Below are 26,133 nucleotides of genomic sequence, written 5' to 3'. Positions count from 1 at the left end.
TTGAAAATGCATAATTTTTTATTTAAAAAATGGGATAAAATGATGGTATCAGGAATTAAGGGAACTCTTTTAACCGCCATGAGCATGAGAATGAAAGTTACACAATCGTCCTCATGGCTGTTAATTTATATTTTGTTAAAAGGGATGAATAGTTCCGTTTGCAATAAGAATAATGGATAATACAGCAAGAGCGATGATAAGTCCAAGTAATATCCTATCCCTGCTGTTATCGAAATATTTTTTATTCTGTTCTCTTTTACCCTTTATATAGACCAATGTACCCGGTGCATACAATATTGCCATTATAAGCAGAGACTGCCAACCGGTGGAATAAACAAGCCAGAAGGCGTATATAGTTGCAAGAACAGCCAATATTCTATTTTTTAGTACATCCGAGGAAGAATCTTTCTCGAACCCGTCCTTTTTAATTGTAATTTTAAGAAAATAAAGAGCACTTAATAGATAAGGAGGAATTATCATTCCTGCCGAAATTGTATAAAATATCTGATAAGTGCTTGCATTAAAAAATGTTATAATAAGGAAAAGCTGTATAATAGAATTTGTAAGTAAAAGTGAATTTATAGGGGCATGATTTTTGTTTTCTTTTGCAAATGCTTTTGAAAATACTCCGTTTTGAGCAGCTATATAAGGACATTCGGAAGCGATAATCGTATATCCCAATGTGGCACCGGCCAAAGACAGTATAACACCGAAATTTATAATTGAAGCTCCCCATTTTCCAACGGCTTTTTCAAATATAAAAGCTAAGGGCGGATTGCCGAGAGCTGCTAATTCTGTTCTTGTCATAATACCCATGCTTAGAATAGAAACAAGTAAATAGATTAAAAGTACTCCGAGAAATGCCGAAACTGTAGCTTTACCTACATCACTCGATTTTTTTGCCCTTCCGGATATAACTACGGCACCTTCAACTCCTATAAATGACCACACAGTAGTTATCATTGTAGCTTTTATCTGTTCCAAAAATGAAGGCCCTCCCGGCTCCCCCCAAAAGTTGCTCATAAATATTTTAGGATCAAAAGCTTTAATAAATAATACTGTTATAATAAATATTAGTATCGGAACTATTTTACTTATTGTAACAACAAGGTTTATACCTGCCGCTTGCTTTACTCCTTTTGAAACCATATAATTCATAATCCATATTAAAATAGAAGCGCAAATAATTGAAATAAGATTGTTTCCTTGCTCAAATACAGGTATGAAATACCCGATAGCCGAAAACAACAAGGTCGCATATGATACATTTGCCAGAAGAGCACTTATCCAATATCCCCATGCGGAATTAAATCCTATATAATCCCCGAAACCTTCCTTTGCATAGCTGTATATTCCGCCTGTCAAATTTGGTTTTCTTTTGTTCAATTCAAAGAAGCATAAAGTTAAGCAGAGCATTCCGATGCCACAGATTCCCCAGCCTGCCAATACTGCAGCAGTGTTTGCTCCGTTTGCCGCCATATCCCCTGAAAGACTGAATACTCCTCCTCCTATCGTTGCACCTAATGCAACGGCGGTGAGCCTGAGAAATCCTAATCCTTCGGTCTGCTGTACATTTTTAACTTTATTTTCAGTCATTTTTTAACCCCCTTATATTAAGAGTCCGTTTTATATAAGACGGACTCTGATATATTAAAAGATTTTGGATTAGAATCTCAAGGATAAACAACTGAGACCTCCATCTAATTTTCTGAACTCTGAAGTATCAACTATTTCAACTTTGTATCCCAATTTTTTTATTGCCTCTTGAGTTTTTGGATAACCCATGGGAACAAGAACATGATCGTTTACCCATATACAGTTTGCGGCATACCCTTCATCTTCGGGTATTATTATTTTGTTGAAATCTTTGAAAACAGGATTTTTGATGAATTCTCCCGCAATTAAAAGATTATTGTTTTCCAAGTATGCAAGTCCGCTTTTTAGATGGAGCATCTCATTAAGAGGAACTACAGAACCTGAAAAACCGTATTTTTCTAAGATTGATATCATTTGTTCTGCCCCATCTTTATTTGTTCTGGCAGACAATCCGATATAGAAATGATCTCCTACCATCATTATATCTCCTGCTTCTACTGTTCCAGGTTCTTTAATTTCTTCAATGTCCGAGTAGAACTTTTTCAAAACTTCTTTCATTTCTACTTCTTCACCGCGTCTGCTCAGAGCCCCGGGTCGTGTAATAATAGCGCATTTTTTTGTACACAATGCAACATCTTCAACAAAGCAGGAATCAGGGTATTTTTCGTCCGCATCCAATATTGTAACTTTCACTCCGCACTTTTTTAAAGTTTCAATATAAAATTCATGTTGCTTTTTTGCTAATTCAAAGTCGGGTTTACCCAAATTTGCGGAAGTTATTCCGTTTACCATTGCCTTACATGGTTTTCTTACAATTACGTTTTTAAACATTTTTTATTCCCCCTATTATATATACGTGGTATATTGTATACAATATATTATATACTGAATACAATATACCACGTATTAATTTTAATTGCAAGTATAGAATTAATAAATAGGTTTGGTAAATAAGATTTTTTTGGAAAACTTCTAAAGTTGAACGAATCTTCCATATATGATATAGTTATTTGTATACAATATACATTTAAAAAGTTAATTAGGAGGAAAAATGAATATCTACAAAACATTAAAGGATTATGTTTATGAATATATATCCGAAGAAATAAGAAACAACAATATAAAACCGCGGGAAAAAATCAACGAAAGCAATATATGCCAGACCTTAAATGTAAGCAGAACTCCTGTAAGAGAGGCATTAATAGAATTAGCGAGCGATGGGATATTGGAAAGACATCCGAGAAGGGGTTTTATAGTGAAGGAAGTCCCTTTGGAGAAGATAAGAGAAATATATAAAATCTTAGGAGTGCTGGAAGGATTGGCGGGAAGACTTTCCGTAGATAATTTAACCGAAAAGGATATTATTAATATGGAGAAAATAGTTGAAGAAATAGACGAGGCCATTCAAAATGAAAGTTTCGAGGATTATTATAAACTACAGATGAAATTTCATTCAATATTTATATCAGCCTCAGAAAATTCTGAATTAATAAGGATTATAGATACTCTCAAAAAAAGCTTAATAAAGCAGGAGTATAATATTAAAGGTTCAGATAAAGAAGTAAATAATATTTTAAAGGAAACAAACAGTCAGCACAAAAAAATTATTGAATTATTTAAGAATAGGGATAAAGAAGGGATTGATAACTACTTAAGAAACATTCACTGGAATTTATCATATGCGAAATTTGATTCTGTTTGGGATTAACTGATTAAGAAAATAACTGATTATATTTTGTGTATGTTGACACATAATTTTATAAATAATATAATGGATTTAATAGCATTAGTTGAATAATCTGGAAGAGAGGTTTTTTATAATGGAAAATGCTCAGGATGTACAAAGCAATATGGACAAATTCTTAATGGACAAATTATTAAAGTCCCGTTCTGTGTTTATAAGCGGCGAAATAAGTCAGGAACTTGCACAGAAAGTATGCTCACAGTTGTTAATTTTGCAGGAATTAGGGGATGAGCCGATAAAGCTGTTTATTAACAGCCAGGGAGGCCATGTTGAATCAGGTGATACTATTCATGATATTATTCAGTTTATAAAACCGAAAGTATATATTATCGGTACAGGCTGGGTCGCAAGTGCAGGCATAACCATTTTTCTTGCATCCGAGAAACAATACCGTCTTTCATTACCTAATACAAGATATTTGATTCATCAACCTATGGGCGGAGCAAGCGGCACAAGTACAGATATAGAGATTGAAGCAAATGAAATTGTACGTGTCCGCAGTCGTATAAATAAATTGATAAGCGATGCTACGGGTCAACCCCTTGAAAAGGTAAATAAAGATACGGACAGAAATTATTGGATGAGCGCTGAAGAAGCTATAGATTATGGTATCGTCGGTAAGATTATCACACGAAGTGATGAACTGTTAAATAAATAATAAATAATTCCCATCTGTATTGAGATGGGAATTATTTATTATTTTTGATGCTATTTTAAATCAAATATTTCTATAGATCTGTCTAATATGCCGTTTAAATAAGCAAGGAGTATACCATAATTCGTAATAGGAATATTATTGTCTCTGCATATTTTTATTCTGCTTTGAATTTCCTTTCTGTTTACCATACATCCTCCGCAGTGGATTACAAGGCTGTACTCCTTCAACTCTTCTGTAAAATTATATCCTGTTTTATAAGTGTATTTAAAATTTTTCTTAGTTACTTTCGTTAACAGCTTTGGTATTTTAACTCTTCCTATATCATCGTGGAAGGTATTATGAGTACAGTTTTCGGCAATAAGTATATTTGCATTATCGGGAAGACCGGAAATTGCATTTACACCCTTTATAAATTCCTCCAAATCTCCCTTTTGCCTTGCAAAGAGTATCGAAAAGGATGTCAATTTTATTTCCCTCGGAACTATTTCGGCTACTTCCTTAAAAGCTTGGGAATCTGTGATTACCAAATCTATATTTTTCAATTCCTTTATGGTACTTTCAAGCTCGGTATTTCTTACTACGTGAGTTTTGATTCCGTAGTCGAGGAGATCTCTTATTACCTGAACCTGAGGCAATATAAGTCTTCCCTTGGGGGCCTCTTTATCTATGGGAACAACTAAGACGGCATCCCCATTATAAGGAAGGAGATTTCCTATAATAGGCTGATCCTCTTCAACAGATTGTATTCTTCTGACTAATTCATCTTTGAGCATATTCACGTTTATTTTTTTTGTTGATGAAGTGAATATAGCATTTTTATATTTATCTTTTACTTTATTTAAATATTCTTCACTGACTTCATCTATTTTGTTCATAACGAGAATATATGGAATACTATATTTGTTGAAATTGTGGACCATAGAATTTAATGAATCTTCATCTATATCTGTTATATCCATTACATATAGTGCTATGTCGGTTCTTCTTGCAGTTTCTATACTTTTTTTCATCCTCAAAGCACCAAGTTCTCCCTCATCATCAATTCCGGCCGTATCGATGAACAGTACCGGGCCTATGGGTATTAACTCCATAGCTTTTTTTACAGGATCTGTAGTAGTTCCGGCTACATTGCTTACAATAGATATTTCCTGTTCTGCTAAGGCATTTAAAAGGGAAGATTTACCTGCATTTCTTTTCCCATATATTGATATGGTAATTCTGTTGGAATTTGGTGTGGAATTCATAGTGTTTTCACTATACATATATATCCCTTTCTCCTTTTTCCAGTAGAGCTATTTTTTCTTCTATCATTTTTCTTCTTCCCGGATCGGACTCTCCTATTTCTTCGAGTTCTTTGTTAATCAATGCTTCTCCGTTTTTTCTTGTTTTTTCTGAAGCATAGTCCAGAAGATATTCCTTAAATGTGAGTATACCGTTGGGAACGCAGAATTTTTGAATCAGTCCCGGTTTCGCCATATCCATAAAATCCTCTCCCGTTCTTCCGCTTCGGTAACAGGCCGTACAGAAGGAAGTGATATGGCCGTTTTCACACATTTCGTTTACTACCGTATCAAGGGCACGGATATCTCCGAGATGGAATTGTTCCTTTTCCGGAATGTAGTCATCTTTGGTGTATCCTCCTATACCTACTTTTGAACCTGCATCTATCTGGGATATTCCAAGAGGAATTATTTCTCTTCTTACTTCCGGGGTTTCTCTTGCAGTAAGTATCATTCCCGTATATGGTACGGAAAGACGAAGGATTGACACTACCCGTTTGAAATCTTCGTCGGAAACCTTGTATTTTGTTTGATCGTAAAATTCTGTATTTATCGCCGGTTCAATTCGCGGGAATGAAATAGTATGGGGACCTACTCCGAAGGTTTTTTCCAAGTGAATGGCATGATATAAAAGTCCCATTACTTCAAATTTCCAATCGAACAGCCCAAACAATGCTCCTATTCCCACATCGTCTATTCCTCCTTGCATTGCCCTGTCCAGTCCATATAATCTCCAAGGATAATTTCCTTTCATATCATTTTGCGGGTGAAGAATGTTGTAGGTCTTGTGATGATATGTTTCCTGAAATATTTGGAAAGTCCCTATTCCGACTTTTTTTAGTTTTCTATATCCTTCTACATCCATAGGTGCAGCGTTTATATTAACTCTTCTGATTTCTCCATTGTGATTTTTTGTATTATATACGATTTTTACGGTATTCGCTATAAAATCCGCATTGTAAAACGGATGCTCTCCATATACGAGAATCAGCCTTTTATGGCCTTTGCTTTCCAAAATTTTTACTTGCTCTACAAGTTCTTCTTCCGTGAGAGTTTTACGGACTATGGCCTTGTTGTCTCTTCTGAAACCGCAATATAAACAGTTGTTTATACATTTGTTTCCTATATACAGAGGGGCAAAAAATACTATTCTGTTTCCGTATATCCTTTCCTTTAATTTTCTTGCGGCAGCAAATATTTCTTCTTGAAGCTCCTTATCTTCTGTTTGGAGCAGTTTAGCTGTTTCTATAGGTTCAAGACGAATTTTTTGAAGCGACTTGTTGATTATTTCTCTTATTTCGTTCTTTTCGGCATTTTTCCCTTCCTCTAAAAGTTTGAATATCTCATCATCGTTGATAAAATCTTCCGAATACATTTTAATTCCCCCTATTCGTGATTTAATTATATGTCCAACTCTTTTTTTGAAATTGAAGTTTTAACTATACATTCATGTAAATTTCCAAGCTTACCTGTAAGGCTGTTGATCTCGTCTAAAGTACCTACAACGGTGATGGATATTACCGAAATGTCTTCTTCATCAAAGGGAATCCCCATTCTGCCTTTAATTATCCGTTTATATTCAGAGACTATTTTATTGAATTCATACTGAGAACCTTTAGGGTTTTCAAGGATGGCACTTATTACACCAATTCTTTCTTTCAAAAATTTTCCTCCTTTCTCCATAAAAAAACTTCCTCTCAAAGGAAGTCAGGTGTAGTCAGAGACCCGATTCCCTTTCAGGTAAGATCATTCTCAACCCGTCAGGTATTGGCTGTATTTTTTATCCGAATGACTCAAGAATACTCTCAAAAAACTCGGATTATGTTCCTGATAATATATTAACAATATTATATCTAAAAGTCAATAAGGATTACAAATATTAAATAAATGTATCAAAGCTGTGCAACTTTTTTAGAGGAGATAATCAACAGATTTGAGTTACAAGAATTTAAATGACTGGAATATAAAAAAAGGCTTCTATTAAAATATATATAAAGAAGCCTTTTTTATAAAATATTTAAGTTCTTTTTATAAATTTGGTTTTACAACTGGGACATGTAATGCATATTTTTCCTTTTCCCCTTGGTACCCGAAGCTTATTTGAACAATTGGGGCATTTATAATATTTATATATCTTCATATCCCTTATTCTGTCTCTTTTATTGTAAAATCCATATTTTACTTTATTATAATATCCCATAAAAATATTATTTTCCTGATAACGCTTCTGTATATTTTTGGAAAACATTCTGAAAAAGCAAAACACAAGGGGAATCAAAGAAATAACGGAAAGTACATAAACATTGGTAAACCGTGACAATAACGATAATACCATATAAAGAATCATCAAGGCAATAGATAACTGATCGGGTCCGTATCTTCCTAACATTACTCTTCTGAGCCAGTTCATAAATCATATCTCCTTTTTCAAGATAGTTATATAAATACATTATACTATGACTGTTTTTACATTACAATAAAACCCGATAAAAACAATAGGAAAAAAATTAATATATGCTATTATTAATGTATGACAGTATATCAATAATGGTATAATCCTATGAAGGGAACCGTCAAAAGTTTAAGGAGGAGTATAAATGAAACTGACTAAACCAAAACTGTCAAAGGTACTTAAGGAAGATGTTGATCTTCAATCTGCCATACAGCAAGGAATTGAAGACGAAGAGGATATCGAAGGGTCTCATTTTGACAATAGCTATGTAGAAAATGTACAAGTACGTAATATTGAATTTAACGACTGCATATTTGAAAATTGTAACTTTATAAAGTGTAAATTGAATAAGGTATTTTTTGTTGATGTTGTATTTGAAAGCTGCGATATTTCCAATATTGATTTTGAAAGCTGTATTTTTCACCGGGTTGAATTTAGAAATTGCAAGGCAGTAGGGGCTAATTTTGCCAGTACTGATTTAAACAATATGCTAATGACTAATTGTAATTGTAAATATATAAATCTATTTTCCGCCAATTTAAAAAATACATCATTCGATGATTCTGATTTAACAAATGGAAATGTGCAGGACTGTCAATTGAAATTTATTGAATTTCATAAATGCAAACTAAATGGAGCTGATTTTTTGCATACTTCTTTAAAGGATGTTGATTTTACTACCGATGATATTGAAGGAATTGTGGTTTCGGGATATGAACTGAAAGGGGCGGTTGTTACTCCCTCCCAGGCATGTGAGCTGTCTCAACTCTTGGGCTTAATTATTAAATCATAGAATAAATATGATAATGGGAAACCTGATTTTACGGTTTGATGAAAAAGCTTGAAAAGTAGAAGAACATTTTTTCATTCCTTTTGGAATATATATCAATGGTCTTTTCCAACTTAAAATTTTCTAAGTTATATACATATAAATTTTCTAAATCAGCAGAATAAAGCGTATTTCCAAATACATAAATTTGACCGATGGAGTTTTTAAAAGTAGTTAATTTCTGCAAGTGATCCGTAGGATCAAATATGGTTAAGTCATTTCCTCTGTTTTGAACAAGGTCATAATGAGAAATTAAAAGTTTATTGTTATATTCAAAGATTTGATAGGGAAAAGGCGATTTAAGCTCATAGTTTTCAGCTTTTTTATTGTTTATATCAAATACGCTTAATTTATAACCCGGGTTTCCATCTATATCATATTGATTTGTAAAATATATTTTATCATTTATTTTTAAACTATAATATTGTCCCGTTCCGCATTCTGTAATATCTATAATATCATTTATTTTTAAACTCACGGGATCAATCAAATATAGGAAGGATTTATGCGCCGGTTCATCATTCATCTCTTCGCCGAAAGCATATAGAGTATTATCGTAGGCATCTAATCTGCTGATGTAGACATTATTTATATTCAGTGTCTCCAATTTATTTGTTGATTTATTGCATTTGGTGATAATTGAACTCATATTTAAAGTATTTGCGGTGTAAAGAAAATTTTCATCTACAGCAAAGGTATTTATATTGTGCTGTTTCACGTCATAAGTGTTTGTATTTCCATTGCTTAAGCCATATTCGAATACGACAGTCAGGTCCTTTGTTATTAGGCCCTTTGGTACAACATACATACTGCCGTTGAATATTCTGGGAAGATCAAAGGGAGAACCCATGGAACCCAATTCAATCTTTTCCCGTTTGATTACTTTCAGATTTTGATCTAAAAGTGTTAAGTATGTTTCATTTGATTGCCCTGTTGTTTCAATAATACCCATATGAAGATTTGAATTACTGTTTACCATATTTCCCGTATTTGTACATCCTATAAGCACAATAGCAGATAAAAATGTAATTCCCAAGAATTTTTTGATCATTTGATTTCCTCCTTATTATTTTCTTAAAGTTAAAATTAGGCACTCCAAAAACAACGGTATTGAAAATAAGATTGTTTGAGAAGTGCCCTAATATATTAATGCTTCAATAGAAGCCCTTTCTATTTTTTATTATTTTTCATATATGGTCATTGTTTTATCTGTATTTACTAATTCCATAGGATGGACTGCAATAGCGAATGCGGCTGTGTCGAGATTTATATCATATAAATCTAAAAATGCGGCATAAACAAGCTGCGAACAATAAAATTTACTTCTTGTATAAGGATTGAGATAGTTAAAATTATAAGGCAAACCTATTTTGTTGTAACAATAATTTGCAGCCGATGCATCTTCAGATATAGTTGTACTTGTCACAGTAACTCCGTAACATGTACCTCTGGTACGGTTCCAATCATTATTTCCGGTGGTCACGCCATTTGACAAAGATTCCACAACTGTACCGGAACTGTATATTATAGCTGCATGGCCTGTCGGAATTATTCCCTTGAGTTTATCTGCCGTAACAAGAATTACACCTTTTCTTGTAGGATATGTTCCAAAGGAATTATTTTGTTCTTTATCCGCATCTTCTGTTTTATCCGGTACGATTACTAAATTTTTTTCTATTTCTTCTTTTATTTTTTCCACAGTTTCCGAATCAAATACTTCCTCAGCCGTTAAAATTTTTTCTTTTTCTGCAAAGGATGGAATGGATAAACTTAAAAATAGAACTGCAATAATGATAAATGAAATACATTTTTTAAAATTTTTCATAGGACACCCCCAGTATTATTTGTTAATAAATTATATTCCTGTAGGGTGTTATTTATTACAAATCAATTCCCAATACCTGTTTAACGATTATACCTACAATAAAGGATATCACCGCTACACCCATGCTGATGCCTGCCATTTCAAAAAAGTTACGCTTAAATGGTTCATCTTTAGCAACGGAAATATAAAAATTAAACCCTGCGATTATGGAAATAGCAATAAGCATTGTTACAATCAATGCCGGAATATAATTGTCTTTAGAGAACAGCAAATAAGGTATAATTAACAGCACTACAGTAATCAAATAGGCAATACCTGTATAGGCAGAAGATTTTACGGCATTTTTGTTCCCTGATGCCCGAGATGATAGGTATCCTGATGCACTCATGGAAAGAGTAGCGGAAATTCCGGTAATCAAGCCGGCCATAGCTATAACCGACGTATTCTGCATGGCAAGGGTATATCCGGCCAATGATCCCGTTAATTCCACAAGAGCATCATTCATGCCCAATACCATATCTCCTACATATTGCAATCTTTCTTCATCCAATAGATCAATGAGTTTTGCCTCGTGGGCTTCCTCATCACGAAGGATGGTTTCCAACATAGGTATTTCCGCTATATGGGCTTTATATGAATTGATTGCCTTTTCTTCTCCTCTTTCAAACATTTTAAGCATAAATGTATATCCCAACATAATTGCTATGAAGTTGTAGAACCTTATCCGACTCATATTAGGTTTGAGAATTTGGTTAGAATATGAAGCAAATTTTTCGGCATGGGAGTTTTCATCCTGAGATATGGATTTTAAGATTTTTTTTGCTTCAGGATCCTTGATGCGATCGGAAATTCTTTTATACAGTTCTGCTTCATCCCGTTCCCGCTGTTGACAACTTAACAAAAAATAATTTTTTTCTTTATTATTTTGTTCCATTAAACTTTTGCTCCTTTCTTTAATCATATCTTGAATATATTATATTTCTATTATAAAATAACATCAAGACACTGGATATATTCGGGACCAGTGAAAAAGTCCAATTTTTTAATTTTTTGTATCTCCAAATCCGCATTTTTACTGAGTAATTTTTAAAAATAACGACTTTATCAGTAGTCCCGATATATTCACTGGAACTTTATTACTGCATTAAATTTTGCACTTGACACATTATATAGATACTTGTTATCATATAATAACAACATATAGTATATGCTGTTATTATTTTTTTGTCATATTATCCTATTCATTATAAAAATAAGGAGATGCTAAAATGATTACGAAGATCAAAAAAAGAGATGGAAGAGAGGTCCCCTTTAATATTGAAAAGATTTCAAATGCTATATTTAAAGCAGCAAAAGCGGCCGGAGGACAGGATTATGATATGGCAGTTGCTTTATCGGAAGAAGTTGCTGAAATACTAGAACGGGATTATATACATAAGGTACCCGAAGTTGAAGAAATACAGGATATAGTGGAAAAGGTACTTATAGAGTCAGGTCATGCCCGTACGGCAAAAGAGTATATTCTCTACAGAGCCGAAAGAAACAGAGTAAGGGAAATGAACACAAGACTTATGAAGGTATACGAAGATCTGACCTTTAAAGATGCCAAGGATAATGACTTAAAGAGGGAAAATGCCAACATAGACGGAGATACGGCTATGGGTACCATGCTTAAATTTGGTTCCGAAGGGGCGAAACAGTTTTATGATTTGTTTATATTAAAGCCCGAACATTCCAAAGCTCACAAAGAAGGGGATATTCATATACATGATTTGGATTTTCTTATGCTGACTACTACCTGCTGCCAGATAGATATCGTAAAGCTGTTTAAAGGAGGGTTTTGTACCGGCCATGGATTTTTGAGAGAACCTAACGACATTCAAAGTTATGCCGCTTTAGCCTGTATTGCTATACAGTCCAATCAGAATGACCAGCACGGTGGTCAGAGCATACCGAATTTTGACTACGGAATGGCACCGGGGGTTAAAAAAACATATGTAAAATTATATAGAGTAAATTTATTAAAAGTCTTTGAGTTGTTGACGGAGGATGGAGAAATTCAAGATAAAATTATAGATATCTTTGATAACATTCACAAAGAAAAGGGATTGAAGCCCTCCATTGCAAATAACGAGAAGTATAAAGAAGCGGAATTTAATTATCTTTCTGATCTTATAAAAGATCCTTTATTGATAAAAAAAGCCCAAAAATTTGCAGAAAAAAATGCGTTGAAAGAAACGGACAGAAAAACTTTTCAGGCAATGGAAGCATTTATACACAATTTAAATACTATGCATTCCAGAGCGGGAGCTCAGATACCTTTTAGTTCCGTTAACTATGGAACCGATACGTCTCCGGAAGGCAGAATGGTTATGAAAAATCTTCTTCTTGCTACGGAAGCCGGCCTCGGAAACGGAGAAACTCCCATATTTCCGATACAGATTTTTAAAGTTAAGGAAGGAGTTAATTATAATGAAGGGGAGCCAAATTATGACCTGTTCAGATTATCATGCAGAGTAAGTGCAAAGAGACTGTTTCCTAATTTTTCGTTCTTGGATGCACCGTATAATCTTCAGTATTATAAACAGGGCCATCCGGAAACGGAGATTGCATATATGGGATGCAGAACAAGAGTTGTAGGAAATGTTTATGACCCCGACAGAGAAATAATATACGGAAGAGGGAATTTAAGCTTTACTACTGTCAATTTGCCGAGATTGGGGCTGAAAAGCAAAGGTAATCTGGATATATTCTTTAAGGAACTTGATAAGGTTATAGATTTAGTTATCGATCAATTGTTGGAAAGATTTGAGATGCAAGGGCGCAAAAAGGTAAAAAATTACCCCTTCCTCATGGGGCAGGGAATATGGATTGATTCGGATAAATTAGGAGAAGAAGACGAGGTAAGAGAAGTATTGAAACATGGGACTTTGACTATGGGATTTATAGGCCTTGCCGAATGTTTGAAAGCACTTACGGGAAAACATCATGGGGAATCCGAGGAATCGCAAAGATTAGGCCTTGAAATTATAGGGCATATGAGAAAGAGAATGGACGAAGCAAGCCAAAAATATAAGATGAATTTTTCCCTTCTTGCTACTCCGGCGGAAGGGACAGCGGGAAGATTTGTTAAAATGGACAGAGAAATATTTGGTTCCGTTGAAGGGATAACGGATAGAGAATATTATACAAACAGTTTCCATGTTCCTGTATATTACGAAACAACCGCTTTTCATAAGATAAAAACGGAAGCTCCATATCATTCTCTTACAAATGGGGGACATATAACATATGTGGAGTTAGACGGAGATCCGACTCAAAACTTAGAAGCCTTTGAAAAAATTATAAGAGTAATGAAGGAATCCGGAGTAGGCTATGGTTCAATAAATCATCCCGTGGACAGAGATCCCGTCTGCGGATATACCGGAATTATCGGCGATACCTGTCCTAAATGCGGGAGGGAAGAAGGCAATATACCTTTTGAGAGGATCAGACGTATTACAGGATATTTGGTGGGGACCTTAGACCGTTTCAATGATGCAAAAAGGGCAGAGGAAAGGGACAGAGTTAAACATTTTTCCTGCTCTGTAAAATAGGGAGACAGATATGACTGATTTTTTAAGAATAGCAGGAATAATTAAAGAATCTATAGTTGACGGACCCGGTATAAGACTGGTAGTTTTTTCTCAAGGTTGTAAACACAACTGTAAAGGATGCCATAACCCGGAGACTCATTCTTTTACCGGCGGCAGACTGATAAATATTGAAGATATCTTGGAAATGGTAAAGGATAATCCTCTCTTAGACGGAATAACCTTCAGCGGAGGAGAACCTCTTGAGCAAGCTGAAAGTTTTGCGGTTTTAGGAGAAAAAATAAAGGAAATGGGGCTAAATGTCATAACTTATACGGGATATACTTATGAGAAAATAATTGAAAGTTTCTATGACAGACCGGATTGGGAGAGATTAATGAGATGTACGGATATTCTCATAGACGGTCCCTTTGAGATAGATAAAAGGAGCATTATGCTGAAATTCAGGGGTTCTTCAAACCAAAGGATTATAGACGTGAAAGATTCTATCCTTTGTGGGGAGCCTATAGTTATAACTCCTTGACAATATTAATTTGCATGGAATATAATGTTGATGAAAGTAATTTAATATATGGAAAAGATAAAATATAGCACAATAAGGAAAAGGGTGAAAAGCCCTTGCTGTAGTCGCAGCTGTAATCAGGAATTTAGGTTGGTGTTTTTGCCACTGTTTGTATACAAATGGGAAGGTTCGACCTAAAGATGATCTGAAAGCCAGAAAACTTGGTGTTGTATTTCTTCTCGATACTCCGACTTAGAGGAAAGGGAAGGTTGAGTGAAATGAATTTAAACCCTCTTCCTTGGAAGAGGGTTTTATTTTTAAGAGGAAGTGTGGGAATGTGAAAAAATTAGTTGGAATAGGTTTGTTAATTTTTATAATATTATCTTCATGGGGGATATCCTATGGAAGCGGCGAAACAAGAATTACAGGAATCATCGGATTTGGCGGAAAAGTAAAGCTGAAAAGTGTAAATCCGTTAAAAATCACCGTAAGTACCGGAAATTCAGGTATAGATGAAGGTATAATCCGCATAGAAACTGAAAACAGGAAATATTATGAACCCGTAAAGATAGATGATAATAGTGAAAAAGTATATTATTTTTCCATTCCCATACCTGATTCCGAGGGTAAAATAAAAGTAACGTTAGAGAATAAAGGAAAGAAGATAAATTCCGTCGAAATCCCATTTGAACCTATTTCCGAGAAAACAACCGTCTTAGGAATATTATCCGATGAACCGGAGAGATTGAATTATCTCAGCCAATTGAAACTAAATTTTATTCCCATGGAAGATATAGAAATAGTTGATTTGACCAAATACCTCAGCCTGAATGAAGAAGAACTTGAAAATTTAGATATGGTTTTTATAGAGAACTACAATTCAGAACAATTACCGGAAGAATTCGGGCAAAATCTTATTCAATGGGTTAAAAGAGGACACAATATTTTCATTGGAAACAAAACCTACAAATATAAAACTTTAACCGGAATATTTAAAAATTTAAATCAAGAAGAGATTTGGCATTTGGGAGAAGGTAACGTTGTACCCGTAAACGAAAATTTGGAAACGATATCCTTAGATAACATAAAAGAATCAATTGAAAAATATGCTACATATTTAAATCTTAACGATTTGATCAAACCTGAAAATATTTTTAACAGGGAAAATGAGTGGAAAAATATGTTTTTTATAGGAAATTCTCTGTTGAAACCCAGTTATAATTTGGTTTATATATTTCTGTCCTTACTGATAGTTTATTTAATATTTCTTATTATAGGATTGGGAGAAAAAAGAGGTAAAATATTTGGAATATCAATAGGAGCCTTTTCTTTGATATTTTTAATAGCTTTTTTTAGAGAAAATATCTATGGAAGCAATGTGGGAAAGGTTGAGATAAAGGAATACGGAGAAGGAGTTTTCTCTACAGGAGTTGCATATGTAAAGGGAACTAAAGAGAATTCGGAATTTCAGCTGAATGATGGATTCTTGGACGGATATGGAGAAGACAATATTCATGTTATGCCTTTAAACCAAAAGGTTCTTGCATTGAAAAAAGAGGTGTATCATATATTTTTTCAGAATCGGGATGAAAAAGAAAGTTATGTGCAGAAACTTTCTATAGACGAAAATTCAATTGTATCAGGTGAAATACAAAATATTCTCCCTTATGATTTGGATAACAGCTTCATCATAATAGGAGATACGGTTATAAATATTGGAACATTAAACGGAAAACAAAAATTGGATATTAAATATAGATTGGATGAAAATTTAAAGAATACCGGCGATTTTAATTATTTGGACAAGGTTTCTACTGCTGTCAAATTAGATGACGAAGAAAAACAGCTGTTTGAACAGTATTACTATGCTGAAAGTAATCCTAAGAACTGCTGCCTGATAGGATTTAGTACAATAAAGGATAAAGATGAAAAGACATATACAATGAATGTCTTTCAAATTGATTTTGAAGAAAAAGAACATTTAAACATTCCCTTCGGAGTTATTTGTCCGGTTAAAAACTATACTAAATACTCGGAAGATGAATATATAAGGGAATATACGTTGGAAGAGGGAGAAGAACTTCTTTTATACTATCCTATGCCTGTGCGAGGGGATATTGAATCCCTGAATCTTAGAGCAAAGATTGATTATGGCAGCTTAAAAATAGAGGCATTAAATCAAAAAGATAAAAAATGGGAAGAATTATCGTCTCAATTATTTCAGAGTGACAGAGTGAAGAATTTTACGGAAAATGGTCCGTTGACCATTAAGATAACCGGTAAGGGAAGAATTATGCTTCCTCAAATATCCCTCCGGGGGAAATTAAAATCAGGTGAGAATAATGAATAATTTTTTAGAGATGAGTAAAAAAAACAGAGAGCTGATATTCAGTTATGTATTGATTAATACCATAGTTCTTTTAGGGTGTTTTTTCATGATAATTTTAACGGATAATTCTTACGAGGAAGATTTAACGGGTAAAATGTATCTTTATTATTCCATATTTCAATTAATATTGAATTCGATTCTCATAACATTGTGGGAATGGGAAAAGAAAGGATTTTTTCATATTGCCATGTTTACATTATCTTCTTTTCCTCATACGATTTTACTCTTATCGGTAAACAATATGAGCGGATTGTACGGCCTTTTCCCTCTTATTATCCAATATATATGGGCAATGGTAATTATCAGCATTAAAAACATGATGATGTATAAAGGAAAAAGTGATTTTCATATACAGCTTATACTCAAGATATTTATATGTACGGTAATAATATTCAGTTTGATATTCTTTTATTATTATTATGAATATAGGAATTTAGTTATAGTATCGATATTCGACAGGAGAATTCCCCTTATATTTTTCTTAAATCCCGTGATGACCTCGGCGGGAACGGCTGCTTCACAGCTGGGTCAGCCAAATTATCTGGGACACAAACCTTTGGGTATTTTCTGCATATTCTGGATTTTAATATCCTTGGGAATAAGTATACTTATTAAGCATGGAAGGCCTTGCTATGAAAAAAAATAATGCTTTTACTGTTTTAAAAAAATTGAGAAAAAAGATATGGCTGAACAGATTATTAAATACCACTGTCTATTTTGGATTGGGGATTTCCGGCACGGTTTTTTTGATGGCCGTTTTAAGTCATGTATTCCCGATAGTTTATGTAGGGAAAAAGATTTTTTATATTGTTGAAGGGGGACTATTATTGGGAGTGCTTTATTCTCTTTTCAAAATTCCATCCATTGAAGAAACAGCAGAAATTGGAGACGATACAGGGTTTAAAGAAAGGTTTTCAACTTATTTGGAATACAGAAACTGTCATGGAGAAATATATGATGCTTTTTTTGATGAGATGAGGGAAGCTCTTTCAGAGGAAGATATAGGGAAGAAATATCATATTAAGATAGATAAAAAGATGATTTTAATATCATTGATTATTTTTTTTATTTCCCTGGGGATATTTTTTATTCCTTCAAATAAACGGGATATTGCACAAAGCGGAGAAGAAATAAATAAGGATTTAAAAGAGGAAGGAAAAAAAGTAGAAAATATTGTGGAAGATCTTAAAAAAGAAGAAAAAAACGGCAATATTACATCAGAAGAAGAAAAAGAGATGAAGAAAACATTAAAAAAACTGATAGATAAACTTTCGGATACTTATGATTATGAAGAAGGAGCCTATCATATTTTAGATGCCCAACGGGATTTGGATAATATAAATAAGAAATATGATCAAGATAATAGTATAATAGCAAGTATTTTTAACGGGACGGGGATTCAATCCTCCCTTAATAAAGAAGTGAGCAACATTTCCGGCGATTTGTCGGAAGAATATAGGCAAAAAGCCTTAAAAAATATTCAAGATATGAAATCCGACGGAGAAGAAAAGATGTCTCAAAAGGACTTAAATGTTATAAATCAAATGGAAAGGGAATTGAAGTCCGATGATTGGAAGGAGAATGTTAGGAATATTGCTGATGGAAAATCTCTTTCAAATTCCGTAGAGACAGCTCAGGTGGATTTGAATGACATGAAGGAGAGATTTTTGGACAAGGACGGGAACGGATTTGAGAGTATCGGAGGTAAGGATAAAACCGAAAGTTTTACCTCTGGAGAAAGGGATAATTACGAAGAAGGTGAAAGAAATAAGGGAGACTACAAAGAATCCATAGCAGGAAAAGGCCTCGGGGATTATGATGATAGCGGAGGAATCGGAGGAGACGGCAAAGGGGAAAATGATGTTTCTTTGCAAGAAGGGAATGTGAAAAAAAGTACGAAGTCCACAAGAATAGATAACGAAAAATCCAACCTTTTAAATATACAGGGAGTCCAGGGAGAAAAAGGAGATATAATTACAAACTCCAATGAAAATGGTATAGGAACATCGGGAATTGATAATTTACTTACCGGAAGCTATAGAGAATTTGAGAAGGACAAATTAAAGTACATTAATAAATATAAGATACCAGAGAAAAATAAAGAGCTTGTAAACAGATATTTTGAAATATTAACGGAGGAAAAATAGATGGAAGAAAATATGATACTGAATTTCAAGGGAAAATTTGAGAGTGTACTGAAAGAAGTAAAAAAGCAGATTATAGGTCAGGATGAAGTGGTGAGCAATACACTGATAGGAATAATTTGCAGCGGTAATATACTTATGGAGGGAGCACCAGGTCTTGGGAAGACCCTCTTAATAAAAACTTTGTCAAAGGTATTGGATCTTCCATTTTCAAGAATACAGTTTACTCCCGATTTGATGCCTATGGATATTATCGGTACCGAGATAATAAAAAATAACGGAAACGGTATGGATATTTCCTTTGAAAAAGGACCCATATTCAGTTCCTTGATATTAGCAGACGAGATAAACAGAGGGACTCCCAAAACTCAAAGCGCACTTCTTCAAGCCATGGCCGAAAAATCCATAACTGTAGGCAAAAATACTTATATGCTGGAGGAACCCTTCTTTGTTCTTGCCACCCAAAATCCTATTGAAATGGAAGGAACTTATCTTCTTCCCGAAGCTCAGCTGGACAGGTTCATGTTTAAGCTGAATATAGATATGCCTGATGAAAAGGTACTGATGGATATAGTGAATTTGACTGTGGGAGACAATGAAGAATTAAATATAGAGAAAAAGGCCGGAAAAGATGATGTTCTTCAGATGAAGGAAGTAGTAAGACATGTGGCTTTATGTCAAAGAGTAAAGGAAAAGGCCGTAGAAATAACACTTGAAACTCATCCGGAAAAGACCGGTTCGGATATTGTCAGGGAATATGTAAAATGGGGGTCAAGTCCGAGAGGAACTCAATCAATGATTTTGGGAGCCAAAGCTAAAGCTTTAATTGAAGGAAGGTATAACGTATCGTTGGAGGATTTATATTATTCCGCCTATTTGTCCTTGAGACATAGGATTTGCTTGAATTTCAGAGCAATGTCTGACGGAATGACAGCAGATCATATAATAGAGGAAGTGCTGAAGAAGGTGAAATAAATGGATGATTTTCTCAGACAGATAAGTGATTTAAAGATCAAGCCGAGGAAAAAGCTGACTTACGGCGAGACAGGAAATTATAGATCCCAGAGTCTTGGAAATTCCATGGATTTCTATGATCATAGACAATATATTCCTCAGGATGATGTCAGAAGAATCGATTGGAAGGCATACATGAGAACCAAAAATTTATATATAAGGCAGTTTACAGAAGAAAAGACAATACATATAAAAGTGATAATGGACAACAGCCTTTCAATGGACTATGGAACTTCCGTGAAATTCGATCTTGCAAAGACATTAACTAAAGGGATAGGATATCTGACATTGAACCAGGGAGATATATTCAGTTTTATTCCCCTTAATAATGGAACATATGGGGAAACATCAATTAAAGGCAAAGATAAATTTTATCAACTTTTTAAAGTGTTGGATAGCATAAGTTGTGAGGGCATGACCGATTATGAAAATATCATAAGATTAAATGAATTCAACAGAGAAAGAGGAGGAATAACCTTTCTCATAACAGACGGATTTGGTGAGAATATTGATAAAGTACTGGATTTTTTATGCGGCAGAGGAGAGGAAGTCTTATTTATTCAAATATTATCCGAAGATGAAGTAGAACCTGAAGTTAACGATAAGTTAAAGTTAATTGATAAGGAGACTAATGAAATTGTAAAGATAGATATTAACAGGATTATGAAGGATATGTACAAAAAAAAGATTAATTCATTTATAGACAACAACAGAAGCATGTCTCTTAAAAGGGATATAGTTTATACTTTTGCATTAAGCAGCGATTCCCCTCAAGAAATTCTAAGAAAGACTATTGGAGGTATGTAAATGAGACTTTTGAATATGCAGGGCCTCTGGCCGGTACTTCTTATACCTCTTATTCTGCTTCTTTATTTTAAAAAACATCAGGAAAAGGAAATAAAGATATCAAGTATAAAAATATGGGATGAAGTTTTAAAAGAAGCAGAAGGAATCAGAACAAAAAATATCAATAAATACCTTCTTCTGTTCTTAGAGATTATGATTGTAATATCAATAGCTTTGGCATTATCGGATCCGTATTTGGTTAAAGGAAAAGCTGAAGATGAAATAACGGTATTTTTGGATTCTTCCATCTCCATGAATTCTGTGGAGAAGGGAGAAAGCCACTTCCAATTGGCTAAAGAAGAAATAAACAAATTTCTTCATACTTTAAAGGATGATGTAAGGATAAATTTAGTCCTTATAGACAGTGATGAAAATGTACTTCTTGAGAGGGGAAGTAAAAAGGAAGGAATTGATATACTAAAAAAAATAAGCTGCTCGGATTTTCCGCTGAATTTGAACAAGTTCTCGGAAATAAAATCTCAGTTTGATGGAGAAAAAGTTTTCATAACGGATAAGGATGTAAATTTTGACGGCAGTGTAATAAAAGTAGGGAAGGATTTTGATAATTTGGGAATTACATATGGTTACTATGATTATTATAACGGAGATTTGATATATAAAATAAAAAATTATTCTTCAAAGAGAAAAGAAGTTCATATATCAATATCCGATGAAGAAGGGAATAAGGCTATAGATAAATGGTCAATCGGGCCTGGAGAAGAAAAGGATATGTTTTTTCACCCTAAAAAGGAAAAAAATGTATTTATTGTCAGCATAGAAAATGAGGATTCCTTATCGGAAGACAATAAATATACGATTCCTGTGGGACAGAAATATAAGAAGAGCGTGGTTTTAGTAGGGGATAACCTTTTTTTTGACAGTGCATTGAAAAGTATTCCTCAAATTAATTATGTAAAGAAGGACAAGATTTCTTCCGGTGATAAAAAATTTGATTTATATATATTTGCCGATAATCAATCCGCTGAAAATAATATTGAAGATTCAGGCGTATGGTATTTAGATCCCGAGTGGGAAATTTCTGGCTTAAAAACCCGGACTGAAGAAATTCACGAAGATGAGGGAAGTTTTTTATCAGACTTGGACATGAGCAAAACATATGTAAACAATGCTAAGTATTTAAATGATATAAAGAATTTTCACCCTTTGCTGAAAGGAGAAGGGGGTTCCTTCATGGTTTACGGCATGAAGAAAGGCGAAAAGGTCATGTATTCTTCATTGGACTTCAATAATACCAATTTTGTAATGACTCCATATTTTCCCATAGTTATAAAGGAAAGTATCGGCTGGTTTTTTGACGGAGATTATCTTTTAGATAAAGAAGAATTTACAAACCCGCCTTCTCAGTTGGTTGTAGGGGATATGAATAATAGAGATGCCAACGAAAGAAAAGCCGTTTCCTATACTCCTTTAAAGCCGATTAAAAATTATTCGATTCTTTTGGCTTTGGTATTGTTAGTAATGGAATGGAAGGTGTACAAAAATGCTTTCTAAAATTAAAAAGAATTTGTGGATTATTTTAAGAACGGGAGTTTTTATTCTTTTGATTCTTTCTCTTTTTGACATAAGAATTCACAGAGTTAATAAAAAAGACGATACCGTATTTTTGGTTGACCGATCCTTAAGCACGGCTGAAAGTAAAGAATCAATAGAAAAATATATAAACGAACAAATTCAGAAGAAGGATAAAAAAAGCCTTACAGAAGTTATTTCCTTCGGGGAAAACGCAATGACGGACATGCCTTTGACCGATAAGAAAGAAAAATTTGCATTTAATACAAATGTAAACCCTGATTTTACAAATATTGAAAACGGAATTCGGTTTGCTTTGGACTCTTTTCCTCAGGATGTTAATAAAAATCTTGTGTTATTCACAGATGGGATTGAAAATTTGGGAAGTTATCAACAGGTAGAAGAAAAATTAAAAGAAGAAAATGTTAATTTGTTCATATATCCTTTAAAAAGAGCGGATAAAAATGACTGCCAGCTGAAATCCATGAAAGTACCTGCAAAAATTTATAATAACGAGGAATTTCAACTGTCGGTAGAAATTTATTCAAATTACGGTACAACTGCCGATTTTCATCTCTATGGAGATGAGAAGGAGATACTGAATAAAAGAATAGAAATAAAAAAAGGCTTGAATTCATTAAAATATGATATCTCCCCCGAGGACAGCGGTTGGAAGAGTTTAAAGGGAGAGATAAAAGCTGACGGAGATACAAACTCTTATAATAATGTATTCACTATAGGATTAAATCCCGCCGGGAGCCCAAAGATATTGATTTTGGGCACAAAGGAAGATACGAAAAATGTGACTAATCTCTTAAACAGTATAGGTATTCAGATATCCCATTATACTCCGAAAGAAGTGAACGGTTCTGTTGATTATTTGGTACAGTTTGACGAAATAATATTGACCAATGTTTCCCATGATGATATATCGGAGGAATTGGAAAAAAATTTGGAATACTGTGTTAAGAAAGAGGGGACGGGCCTTCTGGTAATAGGAGGAGAAAACACCTTCTCCATGGGAAATTATAAGGATACCTTATTGGAATCGATGCTTCCTGTTAAAAGTCAGATAAAAGGAAATGAAAAGAAGCCTAATTCGGGAATTGTTCTGGCAATAGATACTTCGGGAAGTATGGAAGATGAAACAGGAGGCGTAAAAAAAATAGAAATTGCCAAAGAAGCGGCTATATCTTCCCTGGATATATTGGATGACAATGATTGGGCAGGAGTAATAGGATTTTCGGATAGGACAGAATGGGTTGTTCCCTATGGGAAAATCAAGGATAAAAAAAATATTGAAGAAAGTATAGGAAAATTGAAAGCTCAGGGAGGGACCTTGATAATGCCTTCTTTAAAGGAAAGTATAAAGTCACTGTCTTCAGGTAATACCAAAATAAATCACATAATACTCCTGAGCGACGGGGAAGGGGAAAAGGAAGGGTATGAAGATATATTAAAGGAGATGGAAGAAAAGGAAATTACCTTATCGACAATTGCCGTGGGAAAGGATTCCGATGAGAAGTTTTTAAAATATCTAAGTGAGGAAACAAAGGGGAGAAGTTATTATGTAGAAGATCCGGCAGATATTCCTAAAATATTTGCCAAGGAAACCTATATGGCAACAAGAAAGTATATAAACGAGAGAGCCTTTTATCCCCAACTGGTCAATAGTTCGGGAATAATAAACAAAAATTTTCTGCCTAAAATAAAGGGATATATTTCCACCAGCTTAAAGGACAGGGCAAATTTAATATTGAAAACCGATTTGGATGAACCCCTTTTGGCAGAATGGCAATACGGTTCGGGAAATGTTTTGGTGTGGACTTCCGATTTAAGCGGAAAGTGGAGCAAAGATTGGATAGAATGGGAAGGGTTTGAGAAAAACTGGTCTAATATAATAGACTATCTTTTAAGTCAAAGAAATTCGGGAGAAGATCACATTGAGATTATCCAAAAAGGTGGGAATGCTGATATATATGTGGATACTGAGAAAAATGGGGAAAAAGTCGATATATCCGTTACGGAACCCGACGGAAAAAATTACGAACTCGCTATGAAACAGTATGAAAAAGGAAAATTCAATCAAAATATAATATTAAATAAAAAAGGAAGTTATATAGTTAATTTAAAGGTAAGCAATGAAGACGGTTCAAATTCATTATATACAAGAGTGCTGTACTTAGATTATTCTCCGGAATATTTTTTGGAGGAAGAAAAGGATAAAAATTTGGAACTTATGAGTAAATACACTGTAATAAACGGTGAAACGGAAATTTTTTCACTTCCTATAAAGGATAAGAGTTATTCTGATATAAATATGAATTATATATTTTTACCTTTGGCCGGAATTTTATTTGTATCGGATCTTTGGGTCAGAAAAAAGTTTGGAGGGAATTAGTGTGAGAAAGAAAGTAATAAGGTTTATATCTGTTTTGTTGATTTTGATAATGTCCTTTTCAATTCTTACGGGATGCGGGAAAAGCAATACTAAAGAAATAACTAATATTGAAGATAAGGGAAATAAAGAAAACAATGACATATCAGGGTCAAAGGGAGAAAGCCCTGTAGAGATTTTAAAAAATAAAGAAGAGGATAAAAAGGAAGAAAAGGATAAAAATACGGAAGAAACAAAGGGTGAGCAAGACAAATCCCAAGATAAAAAGACGGAAGAGACAAAAAAAGAAGAAAATGTGGTAGTGATAGATGGTGTAACATACAAAAATTATAAAGGGCCTGTCCAGGGAGAAAAGAAGTACAAGGAAGGCACACCGGCAAAGAAAAATTCCGATGAATATAAATCATCGGGAGATATTGAAAGTCCATATAAAGTTAATCTGATAGTCACTACAGGATTTGGGCATAAAAAAATTTTTGCGAAAAATGTGGGAATGGTAAAAGACGAAGTGGGAATGGAAGTCCTGTTTAGGAATCTTGATATTCAAACCGGATATGGAGGAGGATTCGTTAATGCCATTAACGGCATTGAATCAAAATATACATTTTTTACGGGAGATGAAAGAAAGAAAGAAGACTGGTTTTATTGGGTCAACGGCATCCTTGCTCCTATAGGGGTAGCGGAATACAGGCCTAAACCGGGAGATGTAATATGGTGGGATTATCACGATTGGAGTATAACAATGTTTATACCCGCAGTAATAGGCTCTTATCCGCAACCTTTTAAGAGTGGATTTCAGGGGAAAAATCCGGGAACCGTAATATTGTATACGTCTTCTTATGCCAATGAGGCTGAGAGGTTAAAGAAAAGCTTGCAAAAACAAGGAGTTACACAAATAGATATAGGAAAATATGATGCAACACTTATCGAAAACCCCAAAAAATATTATATTGTATTGGGTGTTTGGGATGATTTGGTTACCCAAAGCAATATAACGAACAGCAAAGGAAAAGAAATAAATCTGATGAAGGATATCAATGAAAAAAATAAATTTGTCGGAGTTAATTCAAAATTTGAGGGGGGGAAAGTCCATGCGTTAAACTTTAAAGGGGAAACTGTTTCTTCCTATGACCAGGGAGGGGCAATATATGCTTATGCAGCAGGAATAGGAAGCACAAAGCCCATATGGGTTGTAACAGGAACCGATGATGAAGGATTTAAAATGGCGTATAACGTGCTTCTCAATGAACCCCAAAAGATCAAGGATTGTTTCGGAGCAGTGGTTTCTAAGAATGGAGTTGAAAAAGTACCGTATTTAAAATAATGGGAGGGA

22 protein-coding genes and 1 riboswitch are annotated in these 26,133 nt (G+C 34.1%); of the genes, 13 read left to right on the top strand and 9 right to left on the bottom strand.

The annotated features are described in order from the left end of the window. Nucleotides 1–135 precede the first annotated feature (135 nt). Both EQM13_RS16780 and EQM13_RS16775 read right to left on the bottom strand, forming a co-directional pair. Nucleotides 136–1,596: a basic amino acid/polyamine antiporter gene (locus EQM13_RS16780; protein ID WP_071139333.1), complete on the bottom strand. Its 1,461-nt coding sequence runs from the start codon at nt 1,594–1,596 to the stop codon at nt 136–138. A gap of 69 nt (nt 1,597–1,665) precedes the next feature. Then, nucleotides 1,666–2,427: a dimethylarginine dimethylaminohydrolase family protein gene (locus tag EQM13_RS16775; RefSeq protein WP_114218661.1), complete on the bottom strand. Its 762-nt coding sequence runs from the start codon at nt 2,425–2,427 to the stop codon at nt 1,666–1,668. Between the two features lie 220 nt (nt 2,428–2,647). Here EQM13_RS16775 and EQM13_RS16770 point away from each other — a divergent pair, with 220 nt between their 5' ends. Both EQM13_RS16770 and EQM13_RS16765 read left to right on the top strand, forming a co-directional pair. Continuing rightward, nucleotides 2,648–3,304 (top strand): GntR family transcriptional regulator, encoded by a 657-nt coding sequence (locus tag EQM13_RS16770; protein WP_071139331.1) that lies wholly within the window; start codon nt 2,648–2,650, stop codon nt 3,302–3,304. A gap of 112 nt (nt 3,305–3,416) precedes the next feature. Further along, complete coding sequence (locus EQM13_RS16765) at nt 3,417–3,998, top strand: ATP-dependent Clp protease proteolytic subunit (protein ID WP_128753302.1); 582 nt, start codon at nt 3,417–3,419, stop codon at nt 3,996–3,998. 50 nt (nt 3,999–4,048) lie between these two features. Here EQM13_RS16765 and hydF read toward each other — a convergent pair whose 3' ends face one another. The 4 genes from hydF to EQM13_RS16745 form a co-directional block, all read right to left on the bottom strand. Next, entirely contained in the window at nt 4,049–5,260 is a 1,212-nt protein-coding gene (gene hydF, locus EQM13_RS16760) for a [FeFe] hydrogenase H-cluster maturation GTPase HydF (RefSeq protein ID WP_206172739.1), read from the bottom strand. Further along, nucleotides 5,253–6,653, bottom strand: a complete 1,401-nt coding sequence (hydG, locus tag EQM13_RS16755) for a [FeFe] hydrogenase H-cluster radical SAM maturase HydG (protein WP_128753301.1) — start codon at nt 6,651–6,653, stop codon at nt 5,253–5,255. The genes hydF and hydG overlap by 8 nt, the downstream gene beginning before the upstream one ends. 26 nt (nt 6,654–6,679) lie before the next feature. Beyond that, nucleotides 6,680–6,940: a TM1266 family iron-only hydrogenase system putative regulator gene (locus tag EQM13_RS16750; RefSeq protein ID WP_206172738.1), complete on the bottom strand. Its 261-nt coding sequence runs from the start codon at nt 6,938–6,940 to the stop codon at nt 6,680–6,682. A gap of 355 nt (nt 6,941–7,295) precedes the next feature. Then, nucleotides 7,296–7,688 (bottom strand): hypothetical protein, encoded by a 393-nt coding sequence (locus tag EQM13_RS16745; RefSeq protein ID WP_071139327.1) that lies wholly within the window; start codon nt 7,686–7,688, stop codon nt 7,296–7,298. Nucleotides 7,689–7,875: 187 nt separating this feature from the next. Between EQM13_RS16745 and EQM13_RS16740 the strand changes: the two genes are divergently transcribed. Beyond that, nucleotides 7,876–8,523, top strand: a complete 648-nt coding sequence (locus EQM13_RS16740; protein ID WP_071139326.1) for a pentapeptide repeat-containing protein — start codon at nt 7,876–7,878, stop codon at nt 8,521–8,523. Between the two features lie 28 nt (nt 8,524–8,551). Here EQM13_RS16740 and EQM13_RS16735 read toward each other — a convergent pair whose 3' ends face one another. From EQM13_RS16735 to EQM13_RS16725, 3 genes are all read right to left on the bottom strand, one after another. Beyond that, nucleotides 8,552–9,610 (bottom strand): hypothetical protein, encoded by a 1,059-nt coding sequence (locus EQM13_RS16735; protein ID WP_128753299.1) that lies wholly within the window; start codon nt 9,608–9,610, stop codon nt 8,552–8,554. Nucleotides 9,611–9,739: 129 nt separating this feature from the next. Next, nucleotides 9,740–10,384 carry a YiiX/YebB-like N1pC/P60 family cysteine hydrolase gene (locus EQM13_RS16730; protein ID WP_071139324.1) on the bottom strand — a complete coding sequence of 215 codons (645 nt, stop codon included), beginning with the start codon at nt 10,382–10,384 and terminating at the stop codon, nt 9,740–9,742. A gap of 55 nt (nt 10,385–10,439) precedes the next feature. Next, nucleotides 10,440–11,318: a VIT1/CCC1 transporter family protein gene (locus EQM13_RS16725; RefSeq protein WP_071139323.1), complete on the bottom strand. Its 879-nt coding sequence runs from the start codon at nt 11,316–11,318 to the stop codon at nt 10,440–10,442. 334 nt (nt 11,319–11,652) lie between these two features. On the opposite strand from EQM13_RS16725, the gene EQM13_RS16720 reads away from it, so the two are divergent. The 10 genes from EQM13_RS16720 (at nt 11,653) to EQM13_RS16675 (ending at nt 26,124) form a co-directional block, all read left to right on the top strand. Next, the gene (locus tag EQM13_RS16720; RefSeq protein WP_114218667.1) at nt 11,653–13,980 is read left to right on the top strand and encodes an anaerobic ribonucleoside triphosphate reductase; all 2,328 of its coding nucleotides are present in this window, start codon (nt 11,653–11,655) and stop codon (nt 13,978–13,980) included. Between the two features lie 10 nt (nt 13,981–13,990). Next, nucleotides 13,991–14,500, top strand: coding sequence for an anaerobic ribonucleoside-triphosphate reductase activating protein (gene nrdG, locus EQM13_RS16715; RefSeq protein WP_114218668.1), 510 nt, complete (start codon nt 13,991–13,993; stop codon nt 14,498–14,500). Nucleotides 14,501–14,543: 43 nt separating this feature from the next. Further along, nucleotides 14,544–14,722, top strand: a riboswitch (cobalamin riboswitch). Between the two features lie 94 nt (nt 14,723–14,816). Further along, complete coding sequence (locus EQM13_RS16710) at nt 14,817–16,829, top strand: hypothetical protein (protein ID WP_114218669.1); 2,013 nt, start codon at nt 14,817–14,819, stop codon at nt 16,827–16,829. Continuing rightward, nucleotides 16,822–17,514 (top strand): hypothetical protein, encoded by a 693-nt coding sequence (locus tag EQM13_RS16705; protein WP_114218670.1) that lies wholly within the window; start codon nt 16,822–16,824, stop codon nt 17,512–17,514. The genes EQM13_RS16710 and EQM13_RS16705 overlap by 8 nt, the downstream gene beginning before the upstream one ends. Next, on the top strand, nt 17,501–19,015 hold the full coding sequence (locus EQM13_RS16700; RefSeq protein WP_128753298.1) for a hypothetical protein: 1,515 nt from the start codon (nt 17,501–17,503) through the stop codon (nt 19,013–19,015). Before EQM13_RS16705 ends, EQM13_RS16700 begins: the two co-directional genes overlap by 14 nt. Beyond that, nucleotides 19,016–19,987: an AAA family ATPase gene (locus EQM13_RS16695; RefSeq protein WP_128753297.1), complete on the top strand. Its 972-nt coding sequence runs from the start codon at nt 19,016–19,018 to the stop codon at nt 19,985–19,987. After that, nucleotides 19,988–20,833, top strand: a complete 846-nt coding sequence (locus tag EQM13_RS16690; protein WP_128753296.1) for a DUF58 domain-containing protein — start codon at nt 19,988–19,990, stop codon at nt 20,831–20,833. Further along, a complete protein-coding gene (locus EQM13_RS16685; protein WP_128753295.1) occupies nt 20,834–22,384 on the top strand; it encodes a vWA domain-containing protein in 1,551 nt (516 codons plus the stop codon). Continuing rightward, nucleotides 22,374–24,803, top strand: a complete 2,430-nt coding sequence (locus tag EQM13_RS16680; RefSeq protein ID WP_128753294.1) for a VWA domain-containing protein — start codon at nt 22,374–22,376, stop codon at nt 24,801–24,803. Before EQM13_RS16685 ends, EQM13_RS16680 begins: the two co-directional genes overlap by 11 nt. 1 nt (nt 24,804) lies before the next feature. Further along, complete coding sequence (locus EQM13_RS16675) at nt 24,805–26,124, top strand: DUF4430 domain-containing protein (protein WP_128753293.1); 1,320 nt, start codon at nt 24,805–24,807, stop codon at nt 26,122–26,124. The last annotated feature ends 9 nt before the right edge of the window (nt 26,125–26,133 follow it).

This window comes from Acidilutibacter cellobiosedens (assembly GCF_004103715.1).
GTDB lineage: Bacteria > Bacillota > Clostridia > Tissierellales > Acidilutibacteraceae > Acidilutibacter > Acidilutibacter cellobiosedens.
The sequence above is the reverse complement of the archived record's forward strand: the minus strand, read 5'-3'. Positions and strand labels throughout refer to the sequence as shown.